Below are 24,478 nucleotides of genomic sequence, written 5' to 3'. Positions count from 1 at the left end.
GCGGGGAGGCGGCGGCGTCATGGCAGCTCGGCGATGGTCAGGCCCTGCGCGCGTGCGGCAGCGGCCAGCTCGCGGTCGAAGGTGAGGAGCGCAGTGACCACGTCGCCGAGTTCGAGCGCGGCGGCGAGGTGGAGAGCGTCCAGAGTGCGGAGCCCTGAGCCTGCCCGGATGGCCCCGGTCAGCGTCTCGTCGTCGAGGGAGACGAGCGCGACGCGGTCGAGGAGGTCGACGACGGCTTCGCGGTCGAGGGAACGGCGGTCGGCGATCGCGTGCAGCTCGACGGCGAGCAGGCGCGAGGAGACGAACTCGCTGCCGTTCGCGAAGGCGCGGACGACCGCTTCCGACCCCTCTTCCTCGATGAGTGCCTTCGCGGCCGCTGAGGTGTCGAGGTAGATCACGACCGGTCGGCTCGAAGCTCGCCGAGGATCTCCGTCACGGACAGCGAGTCCGGCACGGGGGCGTGGCGGAGCGGACCGCTGGCGCGGGGCAGCGTCACCCGCCCGTTGGCGATCATGCGCGTCCAGGCTGTCTCGGCGGGCGGCGACAGCTCGGCGATCGGGCGCCCGCGGTCTGTCACCGTCAGGTGCTCGCCGGCGGTGACACGCGCCAGAACCCGCGCGGTTTGCTGATTCAGTTCGGTCTTCGACACGGTGCCCATCTCCTCAGGGTAGGTCCAAAGTAGTAGAACTACTAGTTCTCGGATTCGTGGGTCCAGTGAACCATCGCTCGGCGACATTGCGAGGCTGCACGGACGGAGCTCCCCGAAGGCTCTGGATAACTCCCCCGCAGGGCGGCGTCAGGAGGAGGAGTGCGCTGCCGCGAACCGCTGCGCCAGCATCCCCGCCGCCTCGCGCAGCGCCTCGGGCCCGACCACCGTGAACGGTGCGTCGAACCGGGTCACCGCGGCGAGCACACCCGTCCACGACCAGGAGCCGACCGTGACGCGGCACGAGTCGTCCGACAGCGGCACCACGGCTCCGTCTCCGACCCACGGCGCCACGTCCCGCGCGGGCAGGGCGATGTCCACCACACCCGTGCACGGCCAGCGGTCCTCGGTCGTCGAGCCCTTGGCGCGGGCGGCGAGGAAGGTCTGCGCATCCGCGGCGGGCAGAGGTCGCGGCGTGAAGGAGGGGCCGGTCGGTGTCCGCGGCCGCAGTCGATCGAGGCGATACGTGCGCCAGTCGGCCGCGTCGAGGTCCCAGGCCAGCAGATACCACCGGCCCTCGCGCGCCACGACGGCATGGGGCTCGGTGCGCCGTGGCGGGCGGTCCCGCTCGGAGCCGTAGTCGAAGCGGAGCACCTTCCGGTCGCGTACCGCCGCGCTCGCCGCCTCCAGCACGGCCGGGTCGGCGCGGACCTCGGCAGGCGCTCCGGTGAAGCGGATCCCGTCGATGCGGTGGCGCAGGCGTGAGGGCATGACCTGACGGACGGTCGCGAGCGCGCGCTGGGCGGCCTCGGTGACCTCGACCCCGGTCGCGCTCTGCAGGGCCACGGCGATCGCCACGGCCTGCGCGTCGTCGAACAGGAGCGGCGGCATATCCGACCCTGCTTCGAGGCGGTAGCCGCCGTACGGGCCCTTGCTCGAGCCGATGCGGTAGCCGAGCGCGCGCAGTCGATCGACATCGCGGCGCACCGTGCGCGGCGTGACGCCGAGACGGTCGGCGAGTTCCCCGCCCGGCCAGTCGCGCGTCGCCTGCAGCAGGGACAGCAGCGCGAGCATGCGCGACGAGCTTCCGGTCATGGCTCCATTCTGCGACGGAAAGAGGACAAAAGCCGACCTCTACTGCTGTGAGGGTGGGGTCACACGGTCCGATCGGCGGACCGGGACACGGAGGACACCATGACTCTCACGACCACCACCCACCTCAACTTCCGCGGCACGGCTCGACAGGCACTCGACTTCTACCGCTCGGTCTTCGGCGGCGAGGTGACCGCGGCGACCTACGGGCAGTTCGGGATGCCGGACGGGGTCCCCGGGTTCGACACGCTCGTGTTCGGGCAGCTCGACGGACCCGTGCGGCTGATGGCGTACGACATCCCGGGCGCGGACGACGCCGCCGCGACTGCCGGCACCACCCGTCGCGAGAACGGGATGACGATCACGGACCGCTCCTTCTTCCAGTCGCTGCGGGCGGACTCCCTGGATGAGCTGCACCCCGTCTGGGACGTCCTCGCCGAGGGTGCGACCGTGATCGAGCCTCTGGCCGCCTCCGCGTGGTCCGCCGGTTTCGGCATGCTCACCGACCGCTTCGGCGTGACCTGGGTCCTCGACGTCGCCTGATCCCGTCGGAAGCTCGACCCACCCCCTTGCGCTCGTCCGCAACGGGCCGGGATGCGCGGAAGGGGGTGGGTCAACGAACGGCGCGCCTCCTGCAGCCGACCCGGCCCCTTGCGGTCGACCCGGCCCTCTGCGCTCGTCCGCAACGGGCCGGGCTGCACGCAAGGGGGTAGATCGGCGCCGCCGCGTGGCGGGACACGGCATGTCAAGGGGGTCTTGGTCGTCGGGTGCCTCCCGTAGAAAGGAGGAGACGAAAGGCAGGGTATGGCCGCAGGAGACATCGAGACCTTCTCGCGCAACGGCATCTGGTTCAACCGGATCCAGGGCGAGTCGCACACGCTGGGCAGCAGCTTCGAGTCGATGGAGGAGGCGGTGAAGGTCGGCCGTGGCGCGGCGACGGCGCGTCAGGTGCAGCATTTCGTGCGCACGGAAGAGGGGCCGTCCGACGACGTGGCCCCGAACGAGGCGCACCCGCGCGACCTCATCTGGTGAGTCGCGGATGATCCTGCAGGCCTGCGTGAACGGTGCCAGGGACGTCGCGGAGCATCCATGGCTGAGCGCCGACGAGACGGTGGTGGCCCAGGATGCCGCGGCGGCCGTCGACGCCGGCGCGACCGAGATCCATGTGCACCCGAAGGATGGCGGCGGCCGCGATTCCCTCGCCCCCGAAGACGTGCAGCGCTGGCTGGGTGCCGTCCGGGCCGCGGCGCCGGGCGTGCCCGTGGGCGTGACGACCGGAGCATGGGCCGAGCCCGATGTGGCTCGCCGGATCGAGGCCATCGAGGGCTGGACGGAACTCCCCGACTACGCCTCCGTGAACTGGCACGAGGCCGGAGCGGACGAGGTTGCCGCGGCGCTGCATCGACGGGGGATCGGCGTGGAAGCGGGCATCTGGGACGCGGCGGGGCTCGAGGCGTGGCGGGTCTCCCCAGTCCGCGGCGCGTGCCTGCGCGTGCTCGTGGAGCTTCCGGCGGAGGCCGCCGACATCGTTCGTCCGCACGCCGAGGGGCTGATCGCCCACGTGGCGCGCGAAGAGCCCGACCTGCCGATCCTCCTGCACGGGGAGGACCTGTCGGCCTGGCCCGCCCTCGATCTGGCCGCAGAGCGCGGACTCGACACGCGCATCGGCCTGGAGGACACGCTCCTCCTGCCGGACGGCGCCGCCGCTCCGAGCAACGCCGCCCTCGTCCGCGCCGCCCGCTCCCGCCTCCCCCGCTCCTAGCCCCGTCGCCCCACCCCGCCTGCCGTCGCATGGCGCCGGTGCGGGTGCAGATTCGTCCCTCTTTCCGCGGTTCCCGGTCCCTTTTCGCACTCCACATCTCAGGCCCGCTCGTGCGAGTGCAGAACCGCGCCTCACCGCGCGGACTCCCGCCCGTTTTCGCACTCCCCACCGCCGGAGCTGCCCCTGCCCCTCGAGTGATAGTGCAGAACCGCACCCCCGTCGCCGGTTCCGGGGCGTTCTCGCATTCTGTTCGGGAGGCGGCGGTCCGAACCGTGTCAGGACCTTCCCGGCGAGTACGAGCGCCCCTACGCTGGAGCGATGTTCGCCGGTGCCTCCGTCTACTTCCTGCTCGTCTACGTGGTCGTCCCGCTCCTCGCGCTGCTGCTCCTGTGGTTGATCATCTACTCGGCGGTCCGGGCGGCACTGACGGCGCATCGCCGCGCCCTCGCCGCGGAACGCACCACCGCGCCGGATACTCCCTGATCCTGCGCTTCCAGAGACCGCGCGCCGAATGCCTCGCCCTGGCGCCGGGTGCAGGTGCAGAACCGCTCCTCACGCTGGCGCGGCTCTGGCACGTTTCTGCGCTTCCGTGCCTGGGTCGCACCCCGGACCCCGGTGCGGGTGCAGAAACGTCCCTGGCCTCGCCCACCCCGGAGCGTTTTCGAGCTCGCCAACGGCGTGCGCGCCACTCTGCCCCGGTGCGGGTGCAGAAACGTCCCTCCCACCGCCCACCCCGGAGCGTTCCGCACTCCGCACCCGCATCCGCACCCCCGGGATCCCACGCGAGCGCCCCGGACTCACCCGGCACTCCACCCGCGCCAGTCAGGTCGGTCCACGATGCAGAAGCGGTTGCCCTCGGGGTCTTCCATGATGATGAAGTCCGCGTCGTCGTGCGGCGCGGACCTTCCTCGCCGATGCCGAGCTCACCCGCGAGGTTCTCGATGGGAACCTGACCGTCACGGAAGCCAGCCGGCGCGCCCGACGTGACCGTGCGGGCGTAACGGCAGCACGATTGGAGACCATCCGCACGTCAGCGACGGATGAGTGGCTCACACCAGCGTGGCTCATCCGCCGCGTGGAGTCGGTACTGGGGCAGATCGACGGAGACGTGGCGGCCGAACCGGGGCGGAGCGTTCCCGCTCGGTGGCATCTGACGGCCGAGGATGATGCGCTCTCGGTCGCCTCGTGGGCCAATCCGCCGACAGCCTCGACGCTAGGGCCTACGGACGGAGCGAATGATGATGTCTCTCCGTCGCGACTCTGGATGAACCCGCCCTGGGCGAAAGCGTCCCACTTCGTCCGGCGGCTTCTGCGTGAGGTCGATGCCGGTCGTGTCGAACGGGCCGTCGTTCTCTTGCCCGCCCGTCTCGGCGCCGAGTCTGTGGCGAATCTCACCGAACGCGGGTATCCCCGGGTCGAGCTGACGGGCCGCCTGCGGTTCGAGCCCGGGAGAGGCGCCGCACCGACGGCGCGGGGAGAGGCGCCGTTCGCGAGCATGCTTATCGGGGTGGGTATCGATGCGGATGCCATGCACGCGGCGTTCCATGACGTGGGAGTGGTTGTTCAGGCGGTCCGGCCTCGACGGGGCGAGGGCATCGCTGGCGGCTGATAGCCGGGGAGAGCTTCCTTCGCGATCTCGCAGAGCAGCTTCAGGATGTCGAGGCCGAGTGGAATGCAGCTCTCCAGCGTGCGTCCGGAAGGTGACGTGAGTTCAAGAAGCCCGATGCCGATGTCGAACAGCAGCTCAGCATGCGGGGCGAAAGGTGATGATGTGGTGGAAGCGGAACCATGTGGTCGTCATGCCACCCATATGCGCGGTGGGCTCCGGGCGGGTGTCCTCTCCGTTGTTGGAGGGCCCGCCGCCGCACTCGATGCGGCTGAAAGCACCACCCCGTGCGAGATATCGCTCCGATGCAAGCCGTCCGCGGCACCGTCGCTAGCCTCGAAACGGGCGGCTACGAAATCGGAGGAGTGTTCAGCATGCAGTGGGGTTGGAATCCGGACTCGTTCGCGGCGATGATGACGGTGCTCGCGTCAGTGGCCGCATTCTTCGCGGGCTGGGCCGCTTGGCGCGCGTACAGGCTGGAGCGGGCCCGCGAGGATCGCGCGTCAGCGGCGATGAAACGTCAGCAGGCTGAGATGGTCTCGGCGTGGACCGTGGTCCGCCGGAACGAGGATGGTGAGAACTACGTCGAACTGCGGGTTCAGAACCTCGGGTCCGCGCCGGTGTACGAGGTGACGCTCGGCATACAGCTCGGCAGCGTCTGCTCTTACGCGGCGAAGACGCGAGTGGTTCCGCCGAGCGGGCGGAACCCGATGGAGGTCCGGCTCACCGAGCGGGGGCTCGAGCGCTGGCTCACCTGGGCAAAGGGTCCCGCGCGGAAGCTCGCGCCGTATGTGGAGCTCACGTTCTGCGACTCGGCGGGAGCGTGGTGGTTCCGCGATACGCGAGGCGCCCTGGTCGAGATCGAATCCGGAAAGAGCTATCTCTACGACGAGTCGAAGACGAGAGTGCTCACGCCGTAGGCGTCGTCACCCTGTGAGCTTTCCGTCCCACCCCCACGTCCCTCAGGATGAACGCGACCGCCCGCTAGGAGCCGCGCACATCGACGCTCGCCCCGTCCGCCTCCCCGGACATGGCATCCACCGCACTTCCCGGGGCCGTGGTCATCGCCGCGATCCGCCGCGTCCTCCTCTGGTGGCTGGTCACCGCGTTCCTCTACCCCGTGTTCATGACGGTGCTGCTCGCGCTCGGTCGCGTGATGAGGTGGCCGGCGAGCGCGCGGCGCTGAGGACGCTGGAGTGGATGCTGCGCGGAGTCGGACTGTCCGTCGTGGTCGCGGTCGTCGTCTCGCACGTGTGGTTCGCGTTGATCCCGATCGATCAGTTCACCGGCGACTCCTGGGCCGTCTTCAGTCCGTTTCCGTTCGGCTCGATCGACGTCGAGACGACATCGACGGCGACCTCCTGACCGCTTACGCCCAGGTGACCGGGCGTGGGCAGTCCCGGTGCGGGCGCGAGGGCCTTTGCCACCCCGCGGAATGCCGGCATTTATTAGAACAAATCTTCGAAAGTCGAGCCTCTCGGAGATACAATGAAGCATGGCGAAAATGTCCGGGTTGCGCGAGGCGATGGATCGCCTCGACGAGGCGTGGGGCGCCTCGGGCGATGCGCTGGAGCTCTCCCGCGCGCAACTCGTCGACGTCGTCGACGCGATCGGACTTCTGCGGCGCCGACTCGATGCGCTGCACGTCGACGTGGCGGCCGGCATCGCTCGGGAGTCGCGCGCGGAGCTCGGGGCCGACAGCCTGGCGAAGCAACGCGGGTACCGCACGGCGGCGAAGCTCATCGCCGCGGTGACGGGCATCTCGACGGGAGAGGCGCAGCGCCTGGTGAAGGTGGGAGAGGCGACGTCACCGCGGAGTGATCTGCTCGGCGTGCCGCTGCCCGCGCGGTACCCGCTCCTCCGGGAAGCGCTCGCGTCAGGTGCGCTCGGAGCGCCGGCGGCGGCACTCCTCGTCGCCCTTCTGGATCGCTGCCGCGTGGCCGCCGGGATGGAGCGCATCACCGAGGCGGAGCGCGTGCTGACCGGTGCAGCCGAGGGCCTTGAGCTCGATGCAGTGCGCAAGCTCGTTCTCCGCGCCGAAGCGTGGCTCGACCCCGACGGCGTGGCGCCACGGGCGGAGGAGCAGCGCGCTCGGCGCGGACTGCGCATCTTCGAACGGGACGGCATGGTGCACCTGCACGCGCAGCTCGATGCCGAGACCGCGGCGCCGGTCGTCACCGCGATCCGGGGGCACGTGTCCGCCGTCTTCGCGGCCCGCCTCGACGCCCCGGACGCCGGTGCGCCGGACGCGGATCGGCGGACTGTCGCGATGATCCAGGCCGATGCGCTGGCCCTCTTCTGCGGGCATGTGCTCGGGTGCGAGCGCGATCGCGTGCCGCTCGCCGGGGCGACGGTGGTCGTGCGCGTGTCCCTCGAGGACCTGCAGGCCGGCACCGGGTCGGCGACGATCGACGGGCTCGACCAGGTGATCGACATCGGCGCTGCGCGGCGGATGGCGGCCAGCGGCGGCGTCATCCCCTGCGTCCTCGGCGGGGCGAGCGAGGTCCTCGACTGGGGTCGCGAGAAGCGCCTCTTCACGCGAGCCCAACGCCTGGCGCTGGTCGAGCGGGACGGCGGGTGCGCGATGTGCGGGCTTCCCCCGGGGATGACGAAGGCTCACCACCTCCGCTGGTGGCAGCGCGACCGAGGTCCGACCGATCTCGCGAACGGGATCCTGCTCTGCGAGACCTGCCATCACCGCATCCACGACAACGGGTGGGAGATCGTCATCGAGGGTTCCGGTGTGGCCGGCCGGCCGTGGTTCCTTCCGCCGCGGTGGGTCGACCCGCGGCGAACGCCGCGGCTGGGCGGACGGGCGCGCTTCGATGTCGCGGCGTGAGTGGGTAGCGGCTGCTCGCGATGCCGGGCGTCGGGGTCTCGGGCGGACGGCGCCCGAAGGGGGAGGGGTGCGCTGCGCTCGCCTGTCAGCGGCGAAGTCGGGAGCGGACGCGGCGGGCGGCACGCGCCAGGGCGTCGCGCCACGCGCCGCCCGGCCACTCGCGGCGCAGCCGCAGGCTGCCGTCCTCGTTGCGCACGAGTTCGACCCGCCGGCCCGCGAGGAGCGGCGACCTGCCGAGGTGTGCCGTCACGTCGGGAGCCGCTGTCAGCGGAGCGGTGAACATCCAGCCGGCGTAGCGCACGGCGACGGTGAGGTCGGCTTCGCGCGCACCGTCCTCGCGGAACACCTTCATGGGGTCCACGGCGATGGGCACCGCGTCGAGGCGCTTCGGTCGGCGCCCGCCGACCTTGCGCTCCGAACCCGCGGTGGACTCCGCGGCCTGGCCCGGCCCCGGGGTGTCCTGCGCGACCACGTCGACCCGGTCGGCGCGACGCTCCTTGCGGGCGTTCAGGAGGCCAGCCGGAAGATCCTCCGTCGTCGACAGCGGGAGGGACACCAGCCGGTCGGCGGAACCGACGGTCTCGAACACGAACGCCTCCTTGCCGTCCCGGAGCAGACGGACGCGCACCGTGAGCTGCAGGCCGCCGCGCGACCAGCGCGCCGCGGTCACGGTGGCGGTGCAGGTCGTCTCCGCTTCGAAGGCGGCGAAGGCGAGCAGGTCATCTCGGCGATCGGCGCGCAGCAGAGCGGCGCGGATGCGCTGCGGGAACGACAGCCCCGCGTCCACGCCGGGTCCGAAGCGGCGCTGCGCAAGCGGCACCACCACGTCCAGGAGGCGGTCGCGGTACTCCGCCGGATACTTCACCATCCGTCGCCCGGCGATCCGGTTGAGGATCTTGCCGCGGAACCAGTGCCGCAGCAGTCGATCCCGCACCTTCCCCGGTTCGGTGTTCGCCTCGACCACGTCGAGCACGGTCTCCAGATGCGGGAAGTACGACTCCGGCTCGATGCGGGCCGAGCTCGCGCTCCCCGGCTCCTTCACCCATGCGTAGCAGGGCTCGCTCGCCAGGACCGAGATCGTGTCGGCGGCGAAGTACGCCTGCATCACGAAGAGATGGTCTTCGAGTCGCACCTTCCCGTCGGGGAAGCGGATGCCGTTCTCCCGCAGGAACGCCGTCCGGAACATCTTGTGCGGCGTCAGCATCTCCAGGATCGGGTCTTCCCCGAGCACGGCGTGCGGGATGTCGCGCTGGAAGATCTTGGCGGGCAGCTTGCGTCCGATGCCCACCTCTTTGCCGGCCACGACATCGGATCCGTGCTGATCCGCATAGTCGCACAGCCGCTCCAGTGCCCGCGGGTAGAGCCAGTCGTCCTGATCGACGAACTGCACGTACGTCCCCCTGGCCTCTTCGACGCCTCGGTTGCGCGGAGTGCCCGGCCATCCGGAGTGCGGCAGCGAGAGCACGCGCACATGGGGGCGATCCTTCGCGATGCTCTCGAGCCGCGCGGCCGTGTCCTCCCCGGAGCCGTCGTCGCAGAGCAGGACCTCGAACGCCTCCCGCTCCAGTGTCTGAGCGTCGAGCGAGGCGATGAGGTCGTCGAACGAGGCCTTCGGCCGGAACACCGGCACCACCACGCTCACCCGCACGCGGCCGCCGGCCGCCTCGTCCCCGGTCGCACTGCTCATGGACGTCGTCCCCCTGTGATCATGGCTGGCCCGAATCTCCCCCGCCGGAGGTTCCAGCCAACCATCCCTTCCTGTGGAGCGCGCCAGGCTCGCGGTGGTCCCGGGTGTATGCCGACGCCGCGGAGGATCAGTGCAGGGTGAGACCGATCTCGAACGAGCGCCGCCAGGGGAGGGTCAGCTCCGCGATCCGCACGTCATCGGCGGGCAGCATCGACTCCAGCAGGGCCGTGAGCTCCGCACGGATGACGCGCTCCGCCGTCGCGACCTGCGCATCCTCGGCCATCGGGTAGATGTCGGGGAAGAGGGAGGGGCCCGCATCGGTGCGCACCACGGCCTGGTAGGCGAAATCGTCGAGCAGCCGCGTGAGCAGGGCGATCCGCGCGGCGCGCTCGTCGAAGGAGCCGGTGGCCCGGCCCACCACTCCGGCGGCGGCCACCGCGACGACGCTGCCGAGCGTGTTCCCGGCGGTGTTCCACCCGCCGAAGGCCTCCAGGCGCCCGAGCAGTCCGGCCTCGGACAGCGCGCGCACGAGCGCCTCATCCGCGCCGTTCGGGTAGCGCACGTCGGCCAGGGCCACGTGCTCCCCGGTGTCCAGACGCTCCCGCACGAGTGCGACCGTCCCCGCGACGGCCTCCGCGTCGACGACCTCCGGGCGCCCGCGGAACATGTCGTGCCGGTCGGGGTCCGGGGCGTGCAGCACGAGGGTGACATCGCCTCCCGCGGCGACCTCCTCGGCGCCTGCCGCGCGGATCTGCCGGCTCGCCGACGCCGCGAGCGACATGTTCTCGTAGGGCGGGATGCGCTCCATGCCGGCGGCGTCCGCGCAGGCGACCGAGAACGAGGCGGTCACCCCGGCGTTCGCCGCGAGGGCCCGGGCGACCAGCGCCGCGCCCACTTCGTCCGCCCCCGGGTACATCAGCACCTGGCGGCCCGACGGCAGCATCCGCATCCAGTGCCGGAGCCATACCTGCTCTGCACTGCCCGCGGCGAAGGGCGCGGTGTCATCGGCGGTGATCGCCAGGAAGTCGAGGGTCTCATCCTCCACGAGGCCGAGCGTGGAGAGGTTCACGATGTGGTTGCGCAGCCGCCGCGACGAGTAGTCGGAGACCACATCGGCCGGCACCGGGGTCAGTTCGTCGAGCGGCAGCACCTCGGTCTCGCCGAGCAGCCGGTGCGCGTCGCCGCCGAGCGCGTGGATCTCCTTGCCGTGCTCCGTCCAGTAGGTCGGCTCCTCGGCCGCGGAGTAGGAGTTGCTCGCCCGGGTCACCAGCGACACCGCCGAGATCGTCAGGTCGGGCCGCATCCGCCGCACCTCGCGCAGCACGTCCAGGCGCGCCAGCACGTCGCGGGTGGTGTCGTGACTCGTGCGGCTCGCGATGAGTCCCCCGTAGAGCAGCATGTCCACCGACACCACCAGGTGCACCGTGGCCGGGTCCGCGGCACGCTCGCGCAGCCAGGCACCCAGCCCGTCGGCGTCGCCCGCGGTCCGGTAGGAGGGGAGGATCGCGGCAGGCGGAACGTCGAGGGTCACCCCGGCAACGGCCGCGACGTCTCCCGGGAGCTTGACGTTCACTGGGCGGTCGTCGAGGGGCAGCAGCGCGATGCGCGGGCGGAGGATCGGGTCGGACACGAGGAGCCTTTCGTCGGTGAAGGGGTCGCAGATCGGGGATCAGGGGCGGGCGATGGAGACGAGATACGAGTAGCGGTCGCCGCGGTACACCGACTCGGCGTACTCGATCGGACGGCTGCGGGCGTCGTAGGTCGTGCGCTTCACGAGGAAGGCGGGGGAGAACGGCGGCGTCTGCAGCGCGGCAGCCTGCTCCTCGTCGAGGACGACCGCGTGGATCTCCTGGTCGGCGCGCACGGCGGTGATGCCGAAACGGGTGCGCAGGTCGTCGTAGAGCGAGTCGCCCTCGATGCCGTCCTCCAGGCCCGGCACCGCGTCGGCCGCGATCGAGCACACCTCCAGGCAGATCGGGATGTCGTCGGCGGTCCGCACCCGGCGGATCCGGACGACGGGCGACTGCGGGCTGAGGTTCAAGGCGTATCCTGCGGTCTGCCCGGCCGCCGCGGTGCCGACGTCGACGGAGAGGGAGCCGGGCCTCATGTTCCGGGCGAGCATGTCCTCCGAGAACGAGGTCAGCTCGAACGCCTTGCTGATCCGCGAGGCGCTCACGAAGGTGCCCGCCCCCTGCAGCCGGTACACGAGGCCGTCCCGTTCGAGCTCGTCGAGGGCGCGGCGCACCGTCTGCCGGTTCACCTCGAGCGACTCCGCGAGCTCGCGCTCCGTGGGCAGCTTCTCGTGGGGTGCGAGCCCCTGGTCGATGACCTCCTCCAGATGCCGCCGCACGCGTTCGTGCTTCGTGACGCCCTCGATCGCCGCCATGGTTCCCCCTCGTTTGGACTAACCCAATCTTGACGATCACGCGGGATTGTGTCAATGTCTCCTCTCAGCGGTTCTTAATTGGTCTATTCCAATCCTTTGCACGGTCAACGATGAGCGGAGAATCCCCATGCACGTGAAGCACAACATGCGCCGACGCGTCCTGGTCGCCGGGGCGGTGGGCACGGCGACGATCGTCGCCCTGAGCGGCTGCGCCGGCGGCGGCGGTGACGCGGACGGCCCCACCGAGATCACGTTCTCGTACCTGTGGGGAGGGGAGGAGGCGAAGGCGCTGGAGGCGATCATCGCCGACTTCAACGCCAGCCAGGACGACATCGTCGTCACGGGTGTCTCCAGCCCCGACACCCAGAAGCAGCTCACGTCGATGTCGTCGTCGAACGGTTCCTTCGACATCTCCGACAACTTCGGCAACACCGTCGGCGCCTGGGCTTCGAAGGGCATCCTCGCACCGCTCGACGAGGCGATCGCCGCCGAGGGCATCGATGTCGACGACTTCGTCCCCAGCGCCATGGAGCAGATGACCTACGACGGCACGATCTACTCGCTGCCGATCGCCATCCACAGCTTCCAGCTGCTCTACAACCCGCAGCTCCTGGAGGAGGCCGGGGTCACCCCGCCGACCACGATGGACGAGCTCGCCGCCGCCATCCCGAAGCTCACCAAGAAGGACGCGTCGGGCAAGATCACGCAGCTCGGACTCGGCTCGGCGAACGACAGCACCACCCTCACGACCCTCGGCTACGCGTTTGGCGGGAGCTGGGACGGCGACGACGGCCCGACCCCCGCGGAAGACGGGAACATCGAGGCCCTGCAGTGGTATCAGGACAACGTGATCGAGCCGGTCGGTGCCGACGCCATGGCCACGTTCGTGTCCGGTCAGGGCGAGTACCTCTCCGCGCAGGACCCCTTCTTCAGCGGCCAGGTCGCCATGATCATCGACGGCGAGTGGCGGTCGGCCAGCGCCGCCAAGATCGCCCCCGACTTCGAGTGGGGTGTGACCGCGATCCCCGCCGCCTCACCCGACCTGGAGAACAGCACGCAGGTCACCGCGAGCACCCTCTTCATCCCCGCGAACTCGAAGCACAAGGAGGAGGCGGCCACCTTCCTCGCCTACCTCGTGAGCGACGAGCCCATGGAGAAGTTCGCCGTCGCCCTCGGCAACCTCCCCGGCCGCTCCTCTCTCGCCGGCAGCGCCGCGTTCGACGAGCTGCAGGACTTCGGTGTCTGGGCGGAGGCCGCGTCCTCCCCGAACGCGAAGTCCCTGGCGAGCCGTCCGTACAGCGCCGAGTACGCGACCGACCTCGCGACCGCGTTCGACGAGGTCGTGCGACTGACCGCCACCCCGGAGGAGGCGATCGCGACCGTCGAGGAGCGCATGGCCTCCTACGCCTCGAAGTGAGCCGGTCCTCGTGACCACGGCAACAGCACCCCGGGTCCGGCAGGAGAACGCTCCTGCCGGACCCGGCGCTCCCGTCCGGCGGCGCCGCAGCCGCCGGACCACGCTGATCGGCCTGGCCTTCGCGTCGCCGTTCATCGTCGGCTTCCTGTTCCTGTTCGCCTATCCGATCGCGGCGTCGGCGTACTACAGCTTCACGGACTTCAACCTGTTCCAGGCGCCGGAGTGGGTGGGGCTGGACAACTACACCCAGATGTTCGCCGACGGGGTCTTCTGGAAGTCCCTCGCCAACACGGCCGTGCTCACGGTGTTCGGCGTGCCGCTCGCGATCGGCATCGCGCTCGCCGGCGCGCACCTGCTGAACACCCCCGTGCGGGGCCAGCCGCTCTATCGCGCGCTCGTGTATCTCCCGTCGATCGTGCCGGTCGTCGTCGGCGGCTACCTGTGGCGCTGGCTGCTGAACGCCCAGTACGGCTTCATCAACCACTTCCTGTCGTGGTTCGGCATCGAGGGGCCGGCCTGGCTGCAGCAGCCGGAGTGGACGAAGCCCGCCATCATCCTCATGTCGCTGTGGACCGTCGGCGGCACCATGATCATCTACCTCGCCGCCCTGCAGGAGGTGCCGAAGGAGCTGTACGAGGCGGCCGAGCTCGACGGTGCGGGGGCCTGGCGTCGCTTCACGAACGTCACCTGGCCCACGGTCTCCCCGGTCACCCTGTTCCAGGTGATCGTGAGCATCATCGGGTTCCTGCAGATCTTCACGCAGCCCTACATCCTGTCGCAGGAGCGCCTCAATCAGGCGGGCTCGGGGCCGGGGCAGTCGATGCTCTCCTACGCGATGTACCTGTACCAGAACGCGTTCGTGTTCCTGAAGATGGGCTACGCCTCCGCCATGGCGTGGACGCTGTTCATCATCACGCTCGCCGTGAGCCTCATCGTGCTCGCGACCTCGAGGAAGTGGGTCCACGATGGTGCACGCTGACATCTCCGCACCGGTGCGCCGGCCCCGCCGCACCCGGCGCACGCTCCGCCGCGTCCGGCAGCAGATCGCGGTGACGCTGCTCGCGCTGCTGTTCCTGTTCCCGCTGCTGGTGATGCTGTCGACCGCGTTCAAGACACCAGGCGACGTCTTCTCCTCCCCGCCCACCCTGCTTCCCGCGGAGTGGACCACGGCCAACTTCGCCGAGGCGTTCGCGCAGATCCCGGTGTGGCGCTACCTCGCCAACACGCTCTTCGTCTCGGGCATGAGCATCCTCGGCACGGTCATCTCCTGCCCCCTCGTCGCCTACGCGCTGGCGAAGGTGAAGTGGCGCGGTGCTCGTCCGCTCCTGATCCTCGTGCTCGCCACGATGATGCTGCCGCCGCAGGTCACGCTGATCCCGCTGTTCCTCGTGTGGAACGGGCTGGAGGCGACGAACACCTACCTCCCGCTCATCGTCCCCGCGTTCCTGGGCACGCCGTTCTTCATCTTCATGATCCGGCAGTTCCTCCTCGCGGTGCCGGACGAGCTGATCGAGGCCGCCCGTCTGGACGGTGCGTCCGAGTTCCGCACCTATGCGACGATCGTGCTCCCGCTGGCGCGTCCGGCCATCGTGACCGCCGCGATCTTCCAGTTCGTCTGGGCGTGGACCGACTTCCTCAATCCCCTCATCTACCTCAACGACCAGTCCACGTACACGCTGTCGATCGGTCTGTACGCCTTCTTCGGGGAGAACGACGTGGCCTGGGGGCCCCTCATGGCTGCGTGCGTGATGTTCACCCTCCCGGCGGTGGCGATCTTCCTCCTCGGACAGAAGTTCTTCATCGGCGGTGCCAGTGCAGGAGCCCTCAAGTGACCCATGAATCCCTCGCCCTCCTCCGCGGCCGGCTCGTCGCCTCGGTTCAGGCCTCCGCTGGTGCCCCCGCGAGAGACACCCACGTCATCGGCGCGCTCGCCGAGTCGGCGCTGCTCGGCGGCGCGAGCGGCCTGCGGCTGAACGGGCCGGAGGACATCCGTCGGGTGCGACCGGTGACCGATGCGCCGATCATCGGGCTCCACAAGGTCTGGAACGGCGTCCGCAACGTCATCACCCCGGAACGCGCGCTCGCCGCGGGGCTGGCGGAGGCCGGGGCCGACATCATCGCGGTGGACGCCACGACGGAGCAGCTCGGCACGGACTTCCGGCTCATCGGGGAGATCGCCGCGGCGACGGGGCGACCGGTGATGGCCGACGTGTCGACGGTCGCGGAGGGCGAGCGCGCCTGGGCGGCGGGGGCGGCGGTCGTCGGCACGACCCTGTCCGGCTACACCCCGCATTCGCCGCGTCAGGACGACCCTGACCTCGACCTCGTGGCCGCGCTCGTCGCCGCGGGGATCCCGACCATCGCCGAGGGGCGCTACCAGACCCCTGCGCAGGTGCGCGCGGCCTTCGACGCCGGGGCCTTCGCGGTCGTCGTCGGCGGAGCGATCACCGACCCGATTGCCCTCACGCGTCGGTTCGTCGCGGCGACGCCGGCCGCCCGGGAGCGGGTGTGATCGTCGGGGTCGACATCGGCGGCACGAAGATCGCCGTCGCCGGGTTCCGTGCGGAGCCGGGCGGGGCGCGCCGTCGCGCCACCGCCGTGCACACCCTGCCGACGCCGGCCCGGGAGGGTGGCGAGGCCATCGTGCGGGCGGTCGTCGAGGCGATCGATGCGATCCGCGGCGGGGAGCGGCTCGCGGCGGTCGGCGTGGGCACCGCGGGCGTGGTCGATCAGGACGGCGGCATCACCTCCGCGACCGATGCGATCAGCGGCTGGGCGGGCTTCCCGCTGCGTGCGGCGCTCGTCCGATCCCTCGATGCCCCGGTGGCGGTCGTCAACGACGTGCACGCGGCGGCGGTCGCGGAGGCCACGGCAGGGGCGGGTCGGGGAGCGCGCGGTCTGCTGATGGTCACAGTCGGCACCGGTATCGGGGGAGCCGTCGTCCTGCCGGACGGTCTCCGCGCGGGTGTGACCGGCACGGCGGGATCGGTCGGGCACACCGAGCTCTCCCTCCCTCCGGAGCTGGCCGGGCGTCGCTGCGGCTGCGGAGGGGTCGGGCACGTCGAGGCCGTGGCCTCCGGTCCGGCATTGGAGCAGACGTACCGCGAGCGCACCGGCGTGGCGCGCACATTGCGGGAGGTGGACGCGGCCGCTCGTGCCGGGGATGCGGTCGCCGAGGAGGTGATCGCGGAGGGTGCGGCGTTCCTCGGCCGCTCGCTCGCCGGGGCGCAGGCGCTCCTGGACATGGAGGTCGTCGCCGTCGGCGGCGGCGTGGCGGCCATCGGGGAGCGGTATCTCGCCGGGGTCGCCCGCGCCTACCGCGCGGCGGCGATGCCGGGGCCGTCGACCGCCCACGTGCGATCCGCGGAGCTCGGGGTCGATGCGACCGTCACCGGGGCCGCGGTGCTGGCACCGGTCTGAGTCCGGGTTCCCACCCCGCATTCAGCGTTAACGATATATCGTTGAGTATCGTTCACGACTGGGAGGTCATCATGAACAACGCATTCCCCTCCACCCCGTTCGGCGGCAGCGGCAACGGCAGCAACGGCGGCGACTTCGCCGGCGGCCTCGGCAACCTCTTCGGCGGCTCGCAGGGTCCGGCCGGAGCGCTGTTCGAGGCGATGGACCAGCTCCGCAAGTCGTTCGAGTCGCGTCCGTCCGGCGGGTCCCGCATGGCCCGCGGCGACGTGCGCGCCGCCGTCCTCTCGCTCCTCGCCGAGCGACCGATGCACGGCTACCAGATCATCAACGAGATCGCCGAGCGCAGCGGCGGCACCTGGAAGCCGAGCGCCGGCTCCGTCTACCCGACGCTCCAGCTCCTCGCCGACGAGGGCCTGATCGAGGCCGAGGAGCAGAACGGCCGCAAGACCTACGCCCTCACCGAGGCCGGCCGGGCCGTCGCCGCGGAGAGCACCGAGACCCCGCCGTGGGTGCCGTCCTCCGACAAGGACCGCAGCCGCGACGCCCGGTACAGCGCTCTGCCCAAGGCCGGGGTCGACCTTGCCGCCGCGGCCGCGCAGGTCGGGCGCAGCGGCTCGCCGGAGCAGGTGCAGCAGGCCATCGAGGTGCTCGACGAGGCCCGCCGTAGGCTGTACACGATCCTCGCTCAGGACTGACCGCGTCGTGCGGCCTCCGGCGCGGAACGGCGGAAGGATGACGCGATGACGGCAGCGGCGGCACAGGGTCCTCACCGAGCCCGGTACCGCCGCATCCTGTCGTTCGCGAGCCGTGAGTTCCTCAAGATCTGGTGGTTCGAGCTCGTCCTTCCGCGGTTCGGGCTGTCGTCCGTCGCGGATCGCACGCGCGCCCGCCGCATGCAGCGGTTCGCGCGCCGATTCCACACGCTCGCGATCGAGCTCGGCGGCCTCATGATCAAGGTCGGGCAGTTCATGTCCTCGCGCCTCGATGTGCTCCCGCCGGAGATCACGGCCGAGCTGGAGGGGCTGCAGGACGAGGTTCCCGCCGTGCCCACCCCGCAGATCCGGGCGCTCGCGGAGGCCGAACTGGGCATGCCGCTCGAGCGTGTGTACACCTGGTTCGACGACACCCCCGTCGCGGCCGCCTCCCTCGGCCAGGTGCACCGTGCCCGCCTCTCCGCGCTCGACGCGGAGGACACCGGGCTCGACGAGGTCGTGGTCAAGGTGCAGCGCCCGGGCATCGACGAGATCGTCGCCGTCGACCTCGCCGCCCTCCGCCGGGTCGCGCGATGGCTCACGCGGGTCCGGATCGTGGCCGACCGCGTGGACGCCCCCGCCCTCGTGGAGGAGTTCGCCGTCACGAGCCTCGAGGAGATCGATTACCTCCACGAAGCCCGCAGTGCCGAGCGGTTCCGCGAGAACTTCGCCGACGACCCGCGCGTGGCCGCTCCGGAGATCGTCTGGGAGCGCACGACCCGCCGGGTGCTCACGCTGTCCGACGTGACGGCGATCAAGATCAACGACACCGCGGCGCTCCGGGCGGCGGGCATCGACCCCTCCGCGGTCGCCGATGCCTTCGCCGAGGTCATGTTCGACCAGGTCTTCACGCACCGGTTCGTGCACGCCGACCCGCACCCCGGCAACATCTTCGTCACGCCCGTCCCTTCGACAGGCTCAGGGACCCCGGGGGGCTTCCGTCTGACGTTCATCGACTTCGGCATGATGGCCGAGGTCTCCGACAACCTCCGGCAGGGACTGCGGACCCTCCTCATCGCGGTGACAGCGCGGGACAGCCGCGGCCTCGTCCGCGCTGCGAAGGAGATCGGCGTGCTGCTCCCCACGGCCGACACGGGCGAGCTGGAGCGGGCGCTGACCGCCCTCTTCGCGCGCTTCGGCGGGATGGGGTTCGCGGAACTGAGCCGGGTCGACCCGCGGGAGTTCACCGACTTCGCCGAGGAGTTCGGCGACATGGTGCGGCGGCTTCCGCTGCAGCTCCCCGAGGACATGCTGCTCCTCATCCGGGCCGTGTCCCTCACCTCCGGCATGTGCAGCAGCCTCGATCCGGCGTTCAACGTGTGGGACGCGGCCGAGCCGTATGCCGCGCGGTTGCTCCGCGACGAGTCCGGCACCCTCATGCAGGACATGGCGGAGCAGGCGATGGCGAACGCGGCCACGACCTGGCGGCTCCCGAAGCGCATCGACGACATCATCACCCGCGTCGACGACGGCAACGTCTCCTTCGACACCTCGCGTCTGGAGCGCCGCCTCGACCGGCTGGAGGGCATCGCACGGCGGATCGCCTCCGGCGTGCTGTTCGCCGCGATGCTCATCGGCGGGGCGCTGCTCGTCGGTCCGCTCCCGCCGCTGGGCATCACCCTGCTGTGGGTCTCGGTGCTCCCGCTCCTCGGTGCCCTCTTCCTGGGCCGCCGCCGCCCCCGCTGACCCCCGCCAGGCCCCGCCCGGCGGCCCCGCCGGAACAGGCGAACGCGCGGAATCAGGCGCTCCTGCGCGGGAGCGCCTGATCTGCCGCGTTCGCCTGAGCCCGCGCAGGTGGAAAGATGGTCTCTCATGGACACGCCTGACGAGAAGCCCACCGAACGCTCCGCAGGATCCCCGACCCGTCCGCGCACCGACGCCGTCGTGACCGGGACGCACCGCCAAGCCGCGAAGGCCTCCGAGACGGCGCGCAAGATCGTCCGCGACATCACGACGGTCCCGCCGCGCAGCGTGCACCCGGCGCTGGTTCCCGGGGTGTCGGTCGAGGAGACGGGACGCACCTACCGCACCGATCCGCTCGTCTTCGGCGTCGCCGCCGCCTTCGCCCTCGCCTTCATCGCGTGGGGCGTGTTCGCGGGGGACAACCTCGCCGGCACCACGAGCACGGTCCTCGCCTGGGTGGTCGAGTACTTCGGCTTCTTCTTCACGACGATCGCCACGATCATCCTCGTATTCATGCTGTTCGTCGGCTTCAGCAAGTACGGGCGCATCCCGCTCGGCCGCGACGACGAGGAGCCCGAGTTCTCGATGTTCTCGTGGATCTCCATGCTCTTCGCGGCGGGCATGGGCATCGGCCTGGTGTTCTGGGGCGCCGCCGAGCCGCTGACGTTCTTCGAGAACCCGCCACCGGGCACCGTCGAGGCGAACACCCTCGAGGCCATGCACACGGCGCAGGCCCAGGTGCTCTACCACTGGGGTCCGCAGGCCTGGGCGTTCTACGCGCTCGTCGGTGGCGCCATCGCCTACGGCGCCTACCGCCGCGGGCGCACGCCGCTGATCTCCTCGATCTTCGCCCCGCTGCTCGGCGAGAACCGCACGACGGGTCCGGTCGGCCGCACGATCGACATCTTCTCCATCATCGTGACGCTGTTCGGCACGGCCGCCTCCCTCGGTCTCGGGGCGCTGCAGATCGGCCACGGTGTCGAGCTCGTCAGCGGCATCGGCCCGCTCGGCAACGGCATCCTCATCGCGGTGATCGCGGTGCTCACGGCGTGCTTCATCGCCTCCGCTGTCTCCGGCGTCTCCAAGGGCATCCGGGCGCTGTCGAACATCAACGCCGTCGTCGCGATCCTGCTCGCGTTCTTCGTGTTCTTCGTCGGTCCGACGCTGCTGATCCTCAATGTGATCCCGTCGGTCGCCGTGCAGTTCCTCGGCGATCTGCCGACCATGATCGGCCGCTCCGCATCGCAGGGCGAGGCCGCGCAGGCCTTCCTGTCGAGCTGGACGATCTTCTACTGGGCGTGGTGGATCTCCTGGTCGCCGTTCGTCGGCATGTTCATCGCGAAGATCTCCCGCGGACGCACCCTCCGTCAGTTCGTGTCGGTCGTCATCGTGGTGCCGTCCGCCATCTCGCTCGTGTGGTTCGCGATCTTCGGGACCACGGCGATCCAGCAGCAGATGGACGGCGCAGGGCTCACCGTCGACCCGCCGGAGGAGGTGCTGTTCGGGGTGTTGGAGAACCTGCCGTTCCCGCTCATCACCAGCATCGTCCTCATCCTCCTCATCGCGATCTTCTTCATCACGGGCGCCGACTCGGCCTCGCTCGTCATGGGCACGCTGTCCCAGCAGGGCCGCCCGGAGCCGTCCCGCTGGGTCGCGGTGGTCTGGGGTGTGCTGGTCGGTGTGATCGCGGCGGTGCTGCTCGTCAGCGGCGCCGAGGGCAGCGGACTGCAGTCGCTGCAGAACGCCACGATCATCGCGGCGCTGCCGTTCGCGATCATCATGACGTTCATGATGATCGCGTTCATGAAGGACCTGCGACGCGATCCGCTGATCCTGCGCGACCGCTACGCCCGGGCCGCCGTCCGCCACAGCGTCATGGCCGGGCTCGAGGAGTACGGCGACGACTTCGCCCTCGTGCCCGTCGAGTACGACCACTCGGAGGACGACCTCGCCTGGATCGACGAGGACACTGTCGATGACACCCTCGCCGAGGTGTACGAGGCCGCGACCGAGGCGATCGACATCATCCCGCCGGCCGAGGTGGACGCCGCCGTCGATGCCGCGATGGACGCCCCTGCCGACAAGGACTGAACGCGAGAGCTCAGGCGCTCACGCCGGGTCAGGCATGTCCTCTCGCAGGACGCCTGAAGCGGCGTGGTCGCCTGTCTCGGCGGCCGCGGTGATCCGGGCGGCCATGCCGGAGAAGATGAGCCCGTGGAAGGGCAGCACGGCGAGCCAGTACAGCCGGCCGAGGAGCCCGCGGGGGAAGAACACGGCACGCTGCTCGTAGCGGGCACCGTCGCCTTCGGGCACCGCGCGCAGTTCCAGCCACGCCTCGCCCGGCACCTTCATCTCGGCGCGGAGCCGCAGCAGATGGCCGTCCTCGGTCTGATCGACCGCCTCGACGCGCCAGAAGTCGATCGCATCCCCGACCCGGGCGGCGGTGCGGCTGCGGCGTCCGCGGCGCAGGCCCACGCCGCCGACCACGCGGTCCATGAGCCCCCGCACCGCCCAGAGCAGCGGCGACGAGTACCACCCGTTCTCCCCGCCGATCCCGAGGATGACGCGCCACAGCTCCGTGACGGACGCGCGGGTCGCGACGGAGCGCTTGTCCGTGAACACGGTGCGTCCGGCCCAGTCCGGGTCGCTCGGCAGCGGGTCGCTCGGGGCGCCGGTCACCTCGGCGTCCTGCCAGCTCGTCTCCACGGCGTCCGCGTCCACCCGGCCGAGGGCCAGCGCCACGGAGCGGCGATACGGCGTGAGTCCGCCCTCGGGCCGCGGGATGAGCGTGTCGACGGCGTGGTCCTTCATGATGCACTCGTTCTGCAGCGAGGCGACGAGGGGCCGGGCGATGGAGCGCGGCACCGGCGTCACGAGGTTCACCCAGTGCGAGGCGAGCTCGGGGGTCAGCACCGGAAGGGCCGCGATGGCGCGCTGCCGCAGTCCGGCCTCCACCGCGTACCCGTTCATCATCTGGCCGTAGCGCAGCACGTCCGGGCCGCCGATGTCGACCGCGCGATTCACCCGGTCGTCGACCCGTGCCGCACCGAGCAGGTAGTGCAGCACGTCGCGCACGGCGATGGGCTGGATGCGGTTGCGCACCCACTTCGGCGCCGGCATGTAGGGCAGCACATCGGTGAGGTGTCGGATCATCTCGAAGGACGCCGACCCGGAGCCGATCACCACGCCCGCCTGCAGGACGAGGGTGGGCACCCCGGACTCCAGGAAGATCTCGCCGACGTGGACCCGGGAGCGGAGGTGCGGGGAGAGCTTCACGTCGTCTGGATGCAGGCCGCCGAGATACACGATCCGCCGCACCCCGGCCCGGGCGGCCGCGGTGGCGACGGTGGTCGCCGCGCGCTCGTCGCTCTCCTCGAAACCCTTGCCGGCCGACATGGAGTGGATGAGGTAGTACACGACATCGACCTCGTCCATCGCGGAGGCCACGGCGTGCTCGTCGTCGGCGGACCCCTCGACGATCTCGCACTCCTCGCCCCAGCCGAAGGAGGCGGCGCGGACGGCGTCCCGCGCGAGGACCCGGACCCGGTAGCCGGCGTTCAGCAGGCGCGGGGTCAGACGGCCGCCGATGTATCCGGTGGCGCCGAGCACGAGGGCGCGGGGCGCGGAGCCGTCGTCGCGGGGGACCGCCCGCAGGGCGTCTTCGCGACCGGTGGGCTGGGTGAGCTCGCTCATGCTCCGAGCGTAGATCCCGGGGCCGACATGCGGTACGGGCTTGCGCCCCGGAGCGTCGCCGTCACGACATGGTCGCGGGCTTCCTGGACACGCGTCGTCCGCGGAAAGCGTCGGACTAGGCCGGCTCGTCCGCGAGGTCGGCGCCACCGTGCACGGCGTCCGCCTCGGCGGCCTCCTGGATCGCGGCGGTCATCCCGACGAGGAACCGCATGACGACCACACGCTCCTCATCGGAGAGGTCGTCCACGAGGGAGAGCATCCGACGGTGCATCGCACCGAGTGTCGCGCGCACCTCGTCGTCGCTGCTGACAGTGGGCACGACGATCCCGGCGCGGCGGTCGGTCGGGTGCGGTTCGCGGCGGGCGTGCCCGCCCTTCTCCAGCCGGTCGATGAGCGTGGTCGTCGACGCGGTGGAGATGTCGAGCATGCGCGCCAGATCGATGGGCCGCACGATGCGCCCGGCCTTCTGCTCGCGCAACAGGAACCGGAGGGCGACGAGGTCGGTCTCGTTCATCCCCATGGACGCGCGCGTGCGGGCGCGCATCGCCGTCTCGGCGCTGCGGTACCGCCGCAGCATGTTGAGCACGTCGACCGTGGTGGCGCGCTCGCTGTCGGGGTACCAGTACCCGGAGGCGTGGAACTCGCCGGTGCTGTCGGTCACGCGACCTCTCCTTCGTCGCTGGAACCGGCCTCCCGCTCGAGCATCTCCATCGCGCCGGTCTCGACCTCGGCTGGGACGATGCGCAGAAGCCCGCCCGTGATCGCATCGGTCTCGGCGCCGATGATCTGCTCGATCCGTCGTCGCGGGACGGAGGGGAACAGTTCCTCCAGACGTGCGAGCAGATCGGCGTAGCGGATGTACGACGCCTCCTCGAGACTCAGTGGCTCGGGCATGGCATCCTTTCGGGGGCAGGGTTTCCATCATCGCACCTCCGGAAGTCCCTGGTCGCACCCGATATCGCTAGACAGCCTTACTGTCAGGTTGTCGAGGTACCATGGGGGTTCGGGGAAGGAGGAACTCTGCATGGGAAACACGAGCACCGACGTCACGACCTCAGCGCTCGCGCGCGATGTCGATGACTTCCGTCGCGCCGACGCGCAGTTGAACCGCCGTCTCGCCGCACGGCGCGAACCCAACGATACCGACCGTGCGGCGATGCACTTCATCAGCACCGCGCCCGTCGAGAAGCCCGTCACTCCCCGTGAACTCGCCACCTACCTCGGCATCAGCACGGCCGCCGTCACGAGCGTCGTGCGACGGATGTCCGAGCGTGGGCAGATCGTCGTCGCGCCGCACCCCCTGGATGCGCGGTCCAAGGTCCTCCGGCCGTCCCTTCGCGATCTGCACGGACAGGGCGACGAGCTGGCGCAGCGCGTGGCCGCCATCGAAGGCGAGTTCACCGCAGAGGAGGCGACCGTGATCTCCCGCTTCCTGCGCCGCCTGACCGACGAACTCGGCGATCTCCCCTGATCGATTTGATTTAACTAGTTAAAC

General features: G+C 70.7%; 27 protein-coding genes. 18 read left to right on the top strand and 9 right to left on the bottom strand.

What is annotated here, in order from left to right; translation table 11 throughout:
- Window positions 1-17: 17 nt before the first annotated feature.
- From BK819_RS03650 to BK819_RS03640, 3 genes are all read right to left on the bottom strand, one after another.
- A complete protein-coding gene (locus tag BK819_RS03650) occupies window positions 18-398 on the bottom strand; it encodes a PIN domain-containing protein (RefSeq protein WP_071327897.1) in 381 nt (126 codons plus the stop codon).
- Complete coding sequence (locus tag BK819_RS03645; RefSeq protein WP_071327896.1) at window positions 395-658, bottom strand: type II toxin-antitoxin system Phd/YefM family antitoxin; 264 nt, start codon at window positions 656-658, stop codon at window positions 395-397. The genes BK819_RS03650 and BK819_RS03645 overlap by 4 nt, the downstream gene beginning before the upstream one ends.
- Window positions 659-796: 138 nt before the next feature.
- A complete protein-coding gene (locus BK819_RS03640) occupies window positions 797-1,741 on the bottom strand; it encodes a YafY family protein (protein WP_071327895.1) in 945 nt (314 codons plus the stop codon).
- A gap of 99 nt (window positions 1,742-1,840) precedes the next feature.
- On the opposite strand from BK819_RS03640, the gene BK819_RS03635 reads away from it, so the two are divergent.
- From BK819_RS03635 to BK819_RS03605, 9 genes are all read left to right on the top strand, one after another.
- Window positions 1,841-2,281 carry a VOC family protein gene (locus tag BK819_RS03635; RefSeq protein ID WP_071327894.1) on the top strand — a complete coding sequence of 147 codons (441 nt, stop codon included), beginning with the start codon at window positions 1,841-1,843 and terminating at the stop codon, window positions 2,279-2,281.
- 261 nt (window positions 2,282-2,542) lie between these two features.
- Window positions 2,543-2,770, top strand: coding sequence for a hypothetical protein (locus tag BK819_RS03630; RefSeq protein ID WP_071327893.1), 228 nt, complete (start codon window positions 2,543-2,545; stop codon window positions 2,768-2,770).
- A gap of 7 nt (window positions 2,771-2,777) precedes the next feature.
- Window positions 2,778-3,500, top strand: coding sequence for a 3-keto-5-aminohexanoate cleavage protein (locus BK819_RS03625; RefSeq protein WP_071327892.1), 723 nt, complete (start codon window positions 2,778-2,780; stop codon window positions 3,498-3,500).
- Window positions 3,501-3,818: 318 nt separating this feature from the next.
- Window positions 3,819-3,983, top strand: a complete 165-nt coding sequence (locus tag BK819_RS16750) for a hypothetical protein (protein WP_158698493.1) — start codon at window positions 3,819-3,821, stop codon at window positions 3,981-3,983.
- 529 nt (window positions 3,984-4,512) lie between these two features.
- On the top strand, window positions 4,513-5,109 hold the full coding sequence (locus tag BK819_RS17095; RefSeq protein WP_177173783.1) for a DNA N-6-adenine-methyltransferase: 597 nt from the start codon (window positions 4,513-4,515) through the stop codon (window positions 5,107-5,109).
- Between the two features lie 302 nt (window positions 5,110-5,411).
- A complete protein-coding gene (locus BK819_RS03615) occupies window positions 5,412-6,026 on the top strand; it encodes a hypothetical protein (protein WP_143049237.1) in 615 nt (204 codons plus the stop codon).
- Window positions 6,027-6,136: 110 nt separating this feature from the next.
- Window positions 6,137-6,292, top strand: a complete 156-nt coding sequence (locus BK819_RS16745; RefSeq protein ID WP_177173782.1) for a hypothetical protein — start codon at window positions 6,137-6,139, stop codon at window positions 6,290-6,292.
- On the top strand, window positions 6,268-6,471 hold the full coding sequence (locus tag BK819_RS16740; RefSeq protein WP_071327889.1) for a hypothetical protein: 204 nt from the start codon (window positions 6,268-6,270) through the stop codon (window positions 6,469-6,471). Before BK819_RS16745 ends, BK819_RS16740 begins: the two co-directional genes overlap by 25 nt.
- 130 nt (window positions 6,472-6,601) lie before the next feature.
- Window positions 6,602-7,945, top strand: a complete 1,344-nt coding sequence (locus tag BK819_RS03605; RefSeq protein ID WP_256209356.1) for an HNH endonuclease signature motif containing protein — start codon at window positions 6,602-6,604, stop codon at window positions 7,943-7,945.
- An 85-nt stretch (window positions 7,946-8,030) separates the two neighbouring features.
- Here BK819_RS03605 and BK819_RS03600 read toward each other — a convergent pair whose 3' ends face one another.
- From BK819_RS03600 to BK819_RS03590, 3 genes are all read right to left on the bottom strand, one after another.
- Window positions 8,031-9,632 (bottom strand): glycosyltransferase family A protein, encoded by a 1,602-nt coding sequence (locus BK819_RS03600; RefSeq protein WP_071327887.1) that lies wholly within the window; start codon window positions 9,630-9,632, stop codon window positions 8,031-8,033.
- Window positions 9,633-9,759: 127 nt separating this feature from the next.
- A complete protein-coding gene (locus tag BK819_RS03595; RefSeq protein WP_177173781.1) occupies window positions 9,760-11,262 on the bottom strand; it encodes a DUF4127 family protein in 1,503 nt (500 codons plus the stop codon).
- A 39-nt stretch (window positions 11,263-11,301) separates the two neighbouring features.
- Window positions 11,302-12,018 carry a GntR family transcriptional regulator gene (locus BK819_RS03590; protein ID WP_071327886.1) on the bottom strand — a complete coding sequence of 239 codons (717 nt, stop codon included), beginning with the start codon at window positions 12,016-12,018 and terminating at the stop codon, window positions 11,302-11,304.
- A 127-nt stretch (window positions 12,019-12,145) separates the two neighbouring features.
- Here BK819_RS03590 and BK819_RS03585 point away from each other — a divergent pair, with 127 nt between their 5' ends.
- The 8 genes from BK819_RS03585 (at window position 12,146) to BK819_RS03550 (ending at window position 21,381) form a co-directional block, all read left to right on the top strand.
- Window positions 12,146-13,435 (top strand): ABC transporter substrate-binding protein, encoded by a 1,290-nt coding sequence (locus tag BK819_RS03585; protein WP_071327885.1) that lies wholly within the window; start codon window positions 12,146-12,148, stop codon window positions 13,433-13,435.
- 10 nt (window positions 13,436-13,445) lie between these two features.
- Window positions 13,446-14,414: a carbohydrate ABC transporter permease gene (locus BK819_RS03580; RefSeq protein WP_083391638.1), complete on the top strand. Its 969-nt coding sequence runs from the start codon at window positions 13,446-13,448 to the stop codon at window positions 14,412-14,414.
- Window positions 14,401-15,267: a carbohydrate ABC transporter permease gene (locus tag BK819_RS03575; RefSeq protein ID WP_025104068.1), complete on the top strand. Its 867-nt coding sequence runs from the start codon at window positions 14,401-14,403 to the stop codon at window positions 15,265-15,267. Before BK819_RS03580 ends, BK819_RS03575 begins: the two co-directional genes overlap by 14 nt.
- A complete protein-coding gene (locus BK819_RS03570; protein WP_071327884.1) occupies window positions 15,264-15,947 on the top strand; it encodes an N-acetylmannosamine-6-phosphate 2-epimerase in 684 nt (227 codons plus the stop codon). Before BK819_RS03575 ends, BK819_RS03570 begins: the two co-directional genes overlap by 4 nt.
- Window positions 15,944-16,855, top strand: a complete 912-nt coding sequence (locus BK819_RS03565; protein ID WP_071327883.1) for an ROK family protein — start codon at window positions 15,944-15,946, stop codon at window positions 16,853-16,855. Before BK819_RS03570 ends, BK819_RS03565 begins: the two co-directional genes overlap by 4 nt.
- Before the next feature lie 71 nt (window positions 16,856-16,926).
- A complete protein-coding gene (locus tag BK819_RS03560) occupies window positions 16,927-17,550 on the top strand; it encodes a PadR family transcriptional regulator (RefSeq protein WP_071328078.1) in 624 nt (207 codons plus the stop codon).
- 45 nt (window positions 17,551-17,595) lie between these two features.
- Window positions 17,596-19,293 (top strand): AarF/ABC1/UbiB kinase family protein, encoded by a 1,698-nt coding sequence (locus BK819_RS03555; protein ID WP_071327882.1) that lies wholly within the window; start codon window positions 17,596-17,598, stop codon window positions 19,291-19,293.
- A 126-nt stretch (window positions 19,294-19,419) separates the two neighbouring features.
- Window positions 19,420-21,381 carry a BCCT family transporter gene (locus tag BK819_RS03550; protein WP_071327881.1) on the top strand — a complete coding sequence of 654 codons (1,962 nt, stop codon included), beginning with the start codon at window positions 19,420-19,422 and terminating at the stop codon, window positions 21,379-21,381.
- A gap of 18 nt (window positions 21,382-21,399) precedes the next feature.
- Here the strand turns inward: BK819_RS03550 and BK819_RS03545 are convergent, their stop codons facing one another.
- From BK819_RS03545 to BK819_RS03535, 3 genes are all read right to left on the bottom strand, one after another.
- Window positions 21,400-22,983 carry an SDR family oxidoreductase gene (locus BK819_RS03545; RefSeq protein ID WP_071327880.1) on the bottom strand — a complete coding sequence of 528 codons (1,584 nt, stop codon included), beginning with the start codon at window positions 22,981-22,983 and terminating at the stop codon, window positions 21,400-21,402.
- A 115-nt stretch (window positions 22,984-23,098) separates the two neighbouring features.
- A complete protein-coding gene (locus tag BK819_RS03540; protein WP_071327879.1) occupies window positions 23,099-23,644 on the bottom strand; it encodes a MarR family winged helix-turn-helix transcriptional regulator in 546 nt (181 codons plus the stop codon).
- Window positions 23,641-23,877, bottom strand: a complete 237-nt coding sequence (locus BK819_RS03535) for a hypothetical protein (RefSeq protein WP_071327878.1) — start codon at window positions 23,875-23,877, stop codon at window positions 23,641-23,643. The genes BK819_RS03540 and BK819_RS03535 overlap by 4 nt, the downstream gene beginning before the upstream one ends.
- 130 nt (window positions 23,878-24,007) lie before the next feature.
- On the opposite strand from BK819_RS03535, the gene BK819_RS03530 reads away from it, so the two are divergent.
- Window positions 24,008-24,454, top strand: coding sequence for a MarR family winged helix-turn-helix transcriptional regulator (locus BK819_RS03530; protein ID WP_071327877.1), 447 nt, complete (start codon window positions 24,008-24,010; stop codon window positions 24,452-24,454).
- The last annotated feature ends 24 nt before the right edge of the window (window positions 24,455-24,478 follow it).

The sequence above is a fragment of the Microbacterium sp. LCT-H2 genome (assembly GCF_001866135.1).
Taxonomy (GTDB): Bacteria; Actinomycetota; Actinomycetes; order Actinomycetales; family Microbacteriaceae; genus Microbacterium.
The sequence above is the reverse complement of the archived record's forward strand: the minus strand, read 5'-3'. Positions and strand labels throughout refer to the sequence as shown.

Excerpts from the sequence above, each read along its gene's own strand:
- BK819_RS03645 (WP_071327896.1), bottom strand. The coding sequence starts at position 658 with ATGGGCACCGTGTCGAAGACCGAACTGAATCAGCAAACCGCGCGGGTT.
- BK819_RS03640 (WP_071327895.1), bottom strand. The coding sequence starts at position 1,741 with ATGACCGGAAGCTCGTCGCGCATGCTCGCGCTGCTGTCCCTGCTGCAG.
- BK819_RS03635 (WP_071327894.1), top strand. The coding sequence starts at position 1,841 with ATGACTCTCACGACCACCACCCACCTCAACTTCCGCGGCACGGCTCGA.
- BK819_RS03630 (WP_071327893.1), top strand. The coding sequence starts at position 2,543 with ATGGCCGCAGGAGACATCGAGACCTTCTCGCGCAACGGCATCTGGTTC.
- BK819_RS03625 (WP_071327892.1), top strand. The coding sequence starts at position 2,778 with ATGATCCTGCAGGCCTGCGTGAACGGTGCCAGGGACGTCGCGGAGCAT.
- BK819_RS16750 (WP_158698493.1), top strand. The coding sequence starts at position 3,819 with ATGTTCGCCGGTGCCTCCGTCTACTTCCTGCTCGTCTACGTGGTCGTC.
- BK819_RS03615 (WP_143049237.1), top strand. The coding sequence starts at position 5,412 with ATGCAAGCCGTCCGCGGCACCGTCGCTAGCCTCGAAACGGGCGGCTAC.
- BK819_RS16745 (WP_177173782.1), top strand. The coding sequence starts at position 6,137 with ATGGCATCCACCGCACTTCCCGGGGCCGTGGTCATCGCCGCGATCCGC.
- BK819_RS03605 (WP_256209356.1), top strand. The coding sequence starts at position 6,602 with ATGGCGAAAATGTCCGGGTTGCGCGAGGCGATGGATCGCCTCGACGAG.
- BK819_RS03600 (WP_071327887.1), bottom strand. The coding sequence starts at position 9,632 with ATGAGCAGTGCGACCGGGGACGAGGCGGCCGGCGGCCGCGTGCGGGTG.
- BK819_RS03590 (WP_071327886.1), bottom strand. The coding sequence starts at position 12,018 with ATGGCGGCGATCGAGGGCGTCACGAAGCACGAACGCGTGCGGCGGCAT.
- BK819_RS03585 (WP_071327885.1), top strand. The coding sequence starts at position 12,146 with ATGCACGTGAAGCACAACATGCGCCGACGCGTCCTGGTCGCCGGGGCG.
- BK819_RS03575 (WP_025104068.1), top strand. The coding sequence starts at position 14,401 with ATGGTGCACGCTGACATCTCCGCACCGGTGCGCCGGCCCCGCCGCACC.
- BK819_RS03560 (WP_071328078.1), top strand. The coding sequence starts at position 16,927 with ATGAACAACGCATTCCCCTCCACCCCGTTCGGCGGCAGCGGCAACGGC.
- BK819_RS03555 (WP_071327882.1), top strand. The coding sequence starts at position 17,596 with ATGACGGCAGCGGCGGCACAGGGTCCTCACCGAGCCCGGTACCGCCGC.
- BK819_RS03550 (WP_071327881.1), top strand. The coding sequence starts at position 19,420 with ATGGACACGCCTGACGAGAAGCCCACCGAACGCTCCGCAGGATCCCCG.
- BK819_RS03545 (WP_071327880.1), bottom strand. The coding sequence starts at position 22,983 with ATGAGCGAGCTCACCCAGCCCACCGGTCGCGAAGACGCCCTGCGGGCG.
- BK819_RS03535 (WP_071327878.1), bottom strand. The coding sequence starts at position 23,877 with ATGCCCGAGCCACTGAGTCTCGAGGAGGCGTCGTACATCCGCTACGCC.
- BK819_RS03530 (WP_071327877.1), top strand. The coding sequence starts at position 24,008 with ATGGGAAACACGAGCACCGACGTCACGACCTCAGCGCTCGCGCGCGAT.